The sequence below is a fragment of the Gemmatimonas sp. genome (genome assembly GCF_044376735.1).
In the GTDB taxonomy this organism is placed as follows: Bacteria; Gemmatimonadota; Gemmatimonadetes; order Gemmatimonadales; family Gemmatimonadaceae; genus Gemmatimonas.
The window spans coordinates 1-5008 of sequence record NZ_JBILKJ010000178.1 but is presented as its reverse complement, the minus strand read 5'-3'; the positions used below and the strand labels follow the sequence as shown (position 1 = coordinate 5008).

General features: G+C 67.1%; 3 protein-coding genes and 2 pseudogenes. 4 read left to right on the top strand and 1 reads right to left on the bottom strand.

The features are described from left to right. Positions 1-724: pseudogene (locus ACIRA7_RS14820) on the top strand (signal recognition particle protein); the annotation flags it as partial. Between the two features lie 15 nt (positions 725-739). Here ACIRA7_RS14820 and ACIRA7_RS14815 read toward each other — a convergent pair. Further along, complete coding sequence (locus ACIRA7_RS14815; protein ID WP_396221619.1) at positions 740-1231, bottom strand: hypothetical protein; 492 nt, start codon at positions 1229-1231, stop codon at positions 740-742. Between the two features lie 182 nt (positions 1232-1413). On the opposite strand from ACIRA7_RS14815, the gene ACIRA7_RS14810 reads away from it, so the two are divergent. The 3 genes and pseudogenes from ACIRA7_RS14810 to ACIRA7_RS14800 form a co-directional block, all read left to right on the top strand. Further along, positions 1414-3096 carry an amidohydrolase family protein gene (locus tag ACIRA7_RS14810; RefSeq protein WP_396221620.1) on the top strand — a complete coding sequence of 561 codons (1683 nt, stop codon included), beginning with the start codon at positions 1414-1416 and terminating at the stop codon, positions 3094-3096. Continuing rightward, a complete protein-coding gene (locus ACIRA7_RS14805; RefSeq protein ID WP_396221618.1) occupies positions 3093-4718 on the top strand; it encodes an amidohydrolase family protein in 1626 nt (541 codons plus the stop codon). The genes ACIRA7_RS14810 and ACIRA7_RS14805 overlap by 4 nt, the downstream gene beginning before the upstream one ends. Before the next feature lie 85 nt (positions 4719-4803). Further along, positions 4804-5008, top strand: a pseudogene (locus ACIRA7_RS14800) (hypothetical protein); the annotation flags it as partial.

Genomic DNA, 5008 nt, shown 5'->3' with positions numbered 1-5008 from the left:
CGTCGCCGACGGTATGACCGGCCAGGATGCGGTGAAGATCGCGCAGGGCTTCGACGAGGCCCTGAACGTGACCGGCGTGATCCTGACCAAGCTGGATGGCGATGCCCGCGGTGGCGCCGCGCTGTCCATCTACGGCGTGCTCAAGAAGCCGATCAAGTACATCGGCGTCGGCGAAAAGCCGGATGCGCTCGAGGAGTTCCATCCGGAGCGCATGGCGGGACGCATTCTGCAGATGGGCGACATCGTCTCGCTCGTGGAGAAGGCGCAGGAAACGTTCGACGCCACCGAAGCGAAGAAGCTCGAGAAGAAGGTCCGCAAGGAAGGGATGGACCTCGAGGACTTCCTCACGGCCATGCGTCAGATGCAGAAGCTCGGCCCGCTCGAGAATCTGTTGAAGATGCTCCCGGGCGTGAACTCGAAGATGCTGAAGGACGTCAAGATGGACCCGAAGCGTATGAAGCACATCGAGGCCATCGTGTTGTCCATGACGCCACAGGAGCGCAAGAAGCCGGAGATTCTGAACGGCTCACGTCGCGCGCGCATCGCGAAGGGCTGCGGCCGTCCGGTGAGCGAGGTGAACAAGCTGCTCGAGCAGTTCCGGGAAATGCAGAAGATGATGAAGAAGATGGGCGGCGGACCGGGCGGCGCCGGCGGCAAGGGGGGCGGTGGGATGCCCCGGATGCCATTCGGCGGCGGCGGTGGTGGCATGTTCGGTATGCGATAAACGAAACGGCGAGCGTCAGCTCGCCGTTTCTGTTTTCGTCAGCTCGATATCGAGCCCCGGCCATGACGGCAGGTTGTACACCACGAGGGTGCGCAGGTAGTGCCGGCCATCGTCACCGTGCTGCGCGAGCACGGCGGACGCGGCGCGTGCCACGGCGTCGGCGTCGGCATACGGTGGATCGAGATCTTCCGGAATGACGCCGGCGTCATGCTTCACGCCCGCGGTATCGAGGAAGGTGATCTGGATCTGTGGCTCGAGATCGACATAGAGCATCTGCAGCAGTTCCAGCTCGTCCTGCGGGGTCTGCGCGTTGAGACGCACGAATTCGCGGGCGAGCTTGTCGACGGGCCACGATACGAGCGTGGCGGCGCGGAATCCGCCGCCCTTGGCCGCGAGGCGCTGCGAGTACAGAGTGCGCGCGCCCTTGTGTTTGGCGAGGGCGGCGGTGACGAGCGCCAGGCGCCGCTCGGGCGTCAGGGCGCGATAGGGAGTAGGAGACTTGGCCATGGGGGTAAGCTAGCGACTGGGCTCGCGCTTGTCCTCAGTCCGGGCCTGCCGGATGATCGGGTTTCCGAGACCTGAACGCCACGCCGTGCCCCGAGGATGGTTCCCTCGAACCGATACGAGGCGTATGCTCTGGGCGCTGCCGTTGCGTACGCCCCCACCTCCCCGTTTTCGCCACCATCATGATGCGTTTCCTCTCCCCTCGGACCGTCGGTCGGCTGGCGGCGGTTCTCGCCTGCTCGGCCTGCGCGGAGCCGCCCACCTACGATGTCGTGCTGCGCCGAGGCACGCTGTACGACGGATCGGGAGGGGCACCGGTGGTTGGTGATGTCGCCCTGCGCGGCGACTCCATCGTGGCGATGGGGGTAGTGGCGGGGACGGGGACACTGGAGATCGACGTCACGGGATTGGCAGTCGCGCCCGGCTTCATCAACATGCTGAGCTGGGCTACCGAGTCGCTGATCGAAGACGGGCGCAGTCAGAGTGACCTTCGACAGGGCGTCACGCTCGAGGTGATGGGCGAGGGCGACTCCATGGGGCCACTCTCGGATACGCTGCGCGCTGACATGCTGTCACAACAGGGAGACATCACCTTCCCGATCACGTGGCGCACGTTGCGCGGGTATCAGGACTCGCTGGTCGCGAGGGGGATCAGCACCAACATCGCGTCGTTCATCGGTGCGACGACCGTGCGGATCAACCATGTGGGATGGGATGATCGTGCGCCCACGGCGACGGAGCTCGAAGCGATGCAGGCCGAGGTGCGCACGGCGATGGAGGAAGGGGCGCTGGGGGTGGGCTCGAGCTTGATCTACGCGCCGGCGTTCTACGCGAAGACGCCGGAGCTGGTGGCGCTCATGAAGGCCGCGGCACCGTATGGCGGCATGTATATCTCGCACCTGCGCAGTGAAGGGGCGCGCCTGGAAGAAGCCGTCGAGGAGTTGATCACCATTGCGCGCGAGGCGGGTGTGCGCGCCGAGATCTATCACTTGAAGGCAGCCGGTGAGCGCAACTGGCCGAAGATGAATACGGTGCTCGCCCGCATCGAAGCGGCCCGCGCGGAAGGGCTCGCGATTACGGCCGATATCTATCCCTACACCGCGGGGGCCACCGGGCTCGATGCGGCGATGCCGCCGTGGGTGCAGGAAGGCGGCTACGCGGCGTGGGCGAAGCGTTTGCAGGATCCCGCCACGCGCCGGAAGGTGGCGCAGGAGATGCGCACGCCAACGGACCAGTGGGAAAGCTTGTTGCTGGCGGCCGGCTCGCCGGAGCGCGTGGTGCTCTCCGGCTTCAAGGCCGATTCGCTCAAGCAGTACACGGGCATGACGCTGGCGGCGGTGGCGAAGCAGCGCGGGACGACGCCGGAGGAAACGGCCATGGATCTGGTGGTGAAAGACGGCACGCGCGTGGGCACGATCTACTTCATCATCGACGAAGACAACATTGCGAAGGAACTGCAGAAGCCGTGGGTGAGCATCGGCTCCGACGCGGGCTCGCTGGCGCCGGAAGGTAAATTCCTGAAGAGCAGTCCGCATCCGCGGGCGTACGGCAGCTTCGCCCGCGTGCTGGGCAAGTACACCCGTGACGAGAAGGTGCTCACGCTGCAGGAAGCGGTGCGGCGCATGTCGGCGCTTCCCGCGGGCAATCTGCGTCTGGCGCGACGCGGCATGCTCAAGCCGGGCTACTTCGCCGATGTCGTGGTGTTCGATCCGACGACGATTCGCGACAACGCCACGTTCGAACAGCCGCATCAGTACGCCAGCGGTATGCGACACGTGTTCGTGAACGGCGTGCCGGTGCTGAAAGACGGTGAACACACCGGTGCCAAGCCGGGACGCGTGGTCCTCGGTGCGGGAGCGAAGCGATGAGCGACCGTCGGGAGTTCTTGCAGACGGTCGGACTTGTGGCTGCCGCGGCGACGGGTGATGCTCGCTTCGGACTCAACGTGCGCCCGGGCCGGCCCGCGCACGACCTGGTGATTCGCGGCGGCACGATCTACGACGGCCGTGGCGGCGAACCACGCGTGGCCGATCTCGCGATCAGCGCGGGTCGCATCGCGGAGATATCCCCGCGCATCGAGGGTTCCGGTACCGAGGAGATCGACGCCCGCGGCCTCGCGGTGGCGCCGGGGTTCGTGGATATCCACTCGCACGGCGACGGTTCGTTGTTGGAAGACCCGCGTGCCGAGTCGGTGGTGCGACAGGGAATCACCACGATCGTGGCTGGTGCCGATGGGAGCTCGCGCTTTCAGGGCGACGGCGAGCGCGGCTTCGGCGCATGGGCTGCGGCTCTCGACGCGGCGCGACCGGCGGTGAATGTGGCGGCGATGATCGGCTTGGGCGGCGTGCGCGGCGCCGTGGTTGGCGACGATGACCGGAAGGCCACCGTCGACGAGTTGCAGCGGATGGTGCGCATGGTGGAGCAGGCTATTGCCGCCGGCGCCTGCGGGGCTTCAACGGGGCTCGAATACACGCCCGGCGCCTTCGCTGCGCCCGAGGAGTTGATCGCGCTCTGTCGCCCCTTGGCGGCCAAGCGGCTGCCGTACGCCACGCACATGCGCAACGAAGACGATCGCGTGCTCGACTCCATCGCTGAATCGATCGCGGTGGCGCGAGGGGCCGGGTGCCCGCTGCAGATTTCGCATCTGAAAATGCAGGGCACGCGTAACTGGCCGAAGCTGGACACGGCCCTGGCGCGTATCGCGACGGCACGGGCGGCCGGCGTCGATGTGCAGTTCGACGTGTATCCGTACGAGGCCTATTCCACCGGCCTCACGAACCTGTTTCCGGTGTGGAGCCGCGACGGCGGTACGACGGCGTTTCTCGCGCGCCTCAAGGACTCCACGGTCGCCCCGCGCATTCGCACGGAGACGCTGGCCAAGGTGGAGCTGATCGGCGGCTGGGAGAATGTGCAGATTTCCCGGGTGGCCGACGCCGTGGATCGTGACGCGGAAGGGAAGCGGATGGGCACATACGCCACGGCCAAGGGATTGGACCCGTATGTGGCGGCCGTCGGGCTCCTGGATCGCAACCGTACCGACGTGGGGATGCTGGGTTTCGCCATGAGCGAGGATACGATCGACCGGCTGCTGGCACACCCCTTCAGCATGGTCTGCTCCGATGGCGGCGCCTTCGCCATCGACGGCCCCACCCGTCGCGGCAGCCCGCATCCCCGGGGCGCCGGCACGTTCCCGAGGGTGCTGGGCCGCTATGTCCGCGAGCGGAAGGCATTGTCGCTGGCCAGCGCGATCGCCAAGATGACCGCGGTGCCCGCGGCCCGGGTGCACCTGGCCGACCGGGGCAGACTGGCCACCGGCATGGCGGGCGATGTCGTCGTATTCGACACGGCGCGGGTGGCCGATACGGCCACCTTTGCCAACCCGTTCCAGTATCCGCGAGGCATCGTGGCGGTGGTGGTGAACGGCGCGATCGCGGTCCGGGACGGTCAGCGGCCGTCGGGCGGGGCGGGGAAGGTCCTTCGTCCCGCCTGATCACTTGCGGTACCCCTCAACGTCTGCCGTCGCAGGGCGTAGCTTTTGCGAAGGCCTTTGTCCCGCCCCCCTCAAGCTCCCTGAGATGATTCGCCGTACACTCTTCCTCTCGATTTCGGCCGCCTGCGCCGCGCTTCCGTTGGGGCTCCCGCTGGGAGCCCAAGCCACGCCGGCTGCCGCGCCGGCCCGTGTTGCTGCCAAGGCCACGGTGAAGCGGCCATCGACGCCGATGATGGCGTCAGCCGACCCCGCCCTGTTCAAGGGGCTCAGCTACCGCCTGGTGGGCCACT